Below are 2,345 nucleotides of genomic sequence, written 5' to 3'. Positions count from 1 at the left end.
CTGGATGAATTCGGCGGTGGCGTAGTACCAGAGCCTGTCCCGGATGAAGGCTCCCGACACCGAGACGAACGGCTTCAGATCGGTGAAGGAAAGCTGGTTCACGTCGGCGGATCCGGGAAAACCCCCGGCGAGCTCGGGCTTTTCGGGATCGGCGCCGTCGTGATCCAGCCGGTCGGTGCGCAGGAAGAACTTGAAGGAGCCCTGGAACTCGTTGCCTCCCGACTTGGTGAGGATGTTGGCGAACCCTCCCTGGGCCCGGCCATAGCTGGCATCGGCCGCCGAGGTGATGACCTCGATCTCCTGGATCGATTCGACGTTGAGGTTCTGCCCGTACAGCCCGGTGAAGGGGTCGGTGGTGCTCACGCCGTCGACCAGCGTCACGACGTCGACGTCGCGCGCGCCATGGATGTTGGGGTTGCCGGTCTTGTTGACGTCGGTCACGCCGGGAGCGAGAACCAGGATGTCCTGGTAGTCGCGCCCGAACAGCGGCAGCTCGGCGATGAACTCGGAATTGAAGGTGGTGGACGCGGTGGCCGACTCGGTGTTCACGACGTCCATCTTCCCCTGCACCCGCAGGTACTCGCGAGCCTGGGATTCGGGGAGCAGGACGAGGTCCTGGATGAGAGTTTCGCCAGGCTTCACCACCAGGTCGGCGATTTCCAGGGTGGCGCGCCCGGGAAGCGATGCCGCGAGGCGGTAGCTCGTCCCGGGCTGTAGCCCCGAGAAGGAGTAGGTCCCATCCTCGGCCGAGCGGGCTGTCTGCTCCGGCTGCTCCTGATGGTCGCGGCGCAGGACCAGGAGGACCGCGGGGAGGGGCTCCCCGCTACGGTCGATGATCCGTCCGCGCAGGACGGAATCGGGTCCGGCGGACAGAATGGTCCCGGGAAGCGCCAGGATCAATAGTAGCAATGCCCGTGGCCTGAACCCCACGGGAACCTCCAGTCGGCTCGATACGGAACGAACAGGGAAGGGGTTGGGGAGTGCGCCCCACCGGGAAAACCTCGCCCACCTGAAGGCAAACCTACGCCCATGCGGGGAAGACTGTCAACACCGGGATGCTAGAAGCTGACCTGGATGCCGAGTTGGAAGCGCCGGCCGAATTCCCGGGTGCCGAAGGTGTTGAAGCGGGTGACGCCGCTGTCGTAGGCGTAGACGCGCAGGCTGTCGCTGTTGAGCAGGTTGAAGATCTCCAGGAAGGCCGAAGCCGAGGCTTTCCCCATCACGAAGTTCTTCTCGACCCGCGCGTTGAAGTTGTAGGCGGCCGGATTGCGGTGCGAGTTCCGGTTCTCGGGGACGAAGTGTCCCGCGGTGTTGTTGTACCCGTAGACGCGCCGGGACTGGAAATAGCCGACATCGTCGTTCGGCTCGACCTCCTGGATGTAGGAGTAAGGGAGGCCCGAGGCCCAGGTGGCGGTCCCCCCGATCCGCCAGTCGCCCGGCAGGTAGGTGACGGCGTTCAGCTTGATGACGTGGGTCTGATCGTAGTCGAGGTATCCATACTCGTATTCCGACATGGTCGGATCGTCGCCGTTTTCCGACAGGAAGGTCTCGGCATCCCCCTCGGCGCGCGACCAGGTATAGCTCGCCTCCATCTGCCATTTCCGGCTCAGGCGCTTCACCATCTCCAGCTCGACGGCCCGGTAGGTCTGCTCATTGTAGTTTCCCAGGCGGAAGACCCGGTTGAAGAAGAAGTTCTGGATGTAAAGGTCCGGAATTCCGTCAGGAAGCTGGGCGGGGGGGCTTCCCTTGATTGCCCCGGCCAGGATTTCGTCGCCCAAGTCGTCGGCGTAGAGTCCCGTGACCGGATTCCGAACCGTGTAGTGGTTCACATCGATGTCCTGCAGCTGGTTGTGGAAATCGCGGCGAATGAGCGTGATCCCCAGGGACACCTCCGGGGCGATCTCGCGCTGGAAGCCCAGCGTCATCTCGTCGGTGAACGGGGTGGACAGGGATCGATCGACCTGGAAGGCGGAGGGAGCCGCTTGCGACAGGGACTTACCGAACTGGTTGTCGGGGCGTCCGAGCAGATCGATGCCGTCTGCGTCGAAGCGGTAGAATCGCGTCACCGTGTCGGGTCCCTGCTCCAGCGTCACCGTGTTGAGGAAGAGCTTGTCGTAGAAGCGGCCCCAGGAAGCGAAGCCCTTGGATTTGCCGTCGGCCCAGGGGTCCCAGGTCAGCGACAGCCGCGGCGCCAGATTGTTGTTCTGGATCTCCAGCGGCTCTCGCTGGCGAATGTTGTAGCCCAGGGCGATCAGATCGTTGATGTCGGTGTCGGTCCCGAGCGCGCTGGACAGATGAGCTCCCAGGATTTCCACCTGGGAGTTGTGCCGTGTGAGGCGCTTCGG

At 63.8% G+C, this 2,345-nt stretch carries 2 protein-coding genes; both read right to left on the bottom strand.

All coding sequences use genetic code 11. The features are described 5' to 3' along the window. Positions 1-930, bottom strand: a 930-nt coding sequence (locus VFW45_13030; protein ID HEU5181706.1) for a carboxypeptidase regulatory-like domain-containing protein, incomplete at its 3' end; no start/stop codon positions are given. A 128-nt stretch (positions 931-1,058) separates the two neighbouring features. Then, positions 1,059-2,345: hypothetical protein (locus VFW45_13025; protein HEU5181705.1), on the bottom strand; the 1,287-nt coding region annotated here is incomplete at its 5' end.

It is taken from the genome of Candidatus Polarisedimenticolia bacterium (genome assembly GCA_035764505.1).
Lineage (GTDB): Bacteria > Acidobacteriota > Polarisedimenticolia > Gp22-AA2 > AA152 > AA152.
This window is presented reverse-complemented; position numbering and strand designations above follow the sequence as displayed.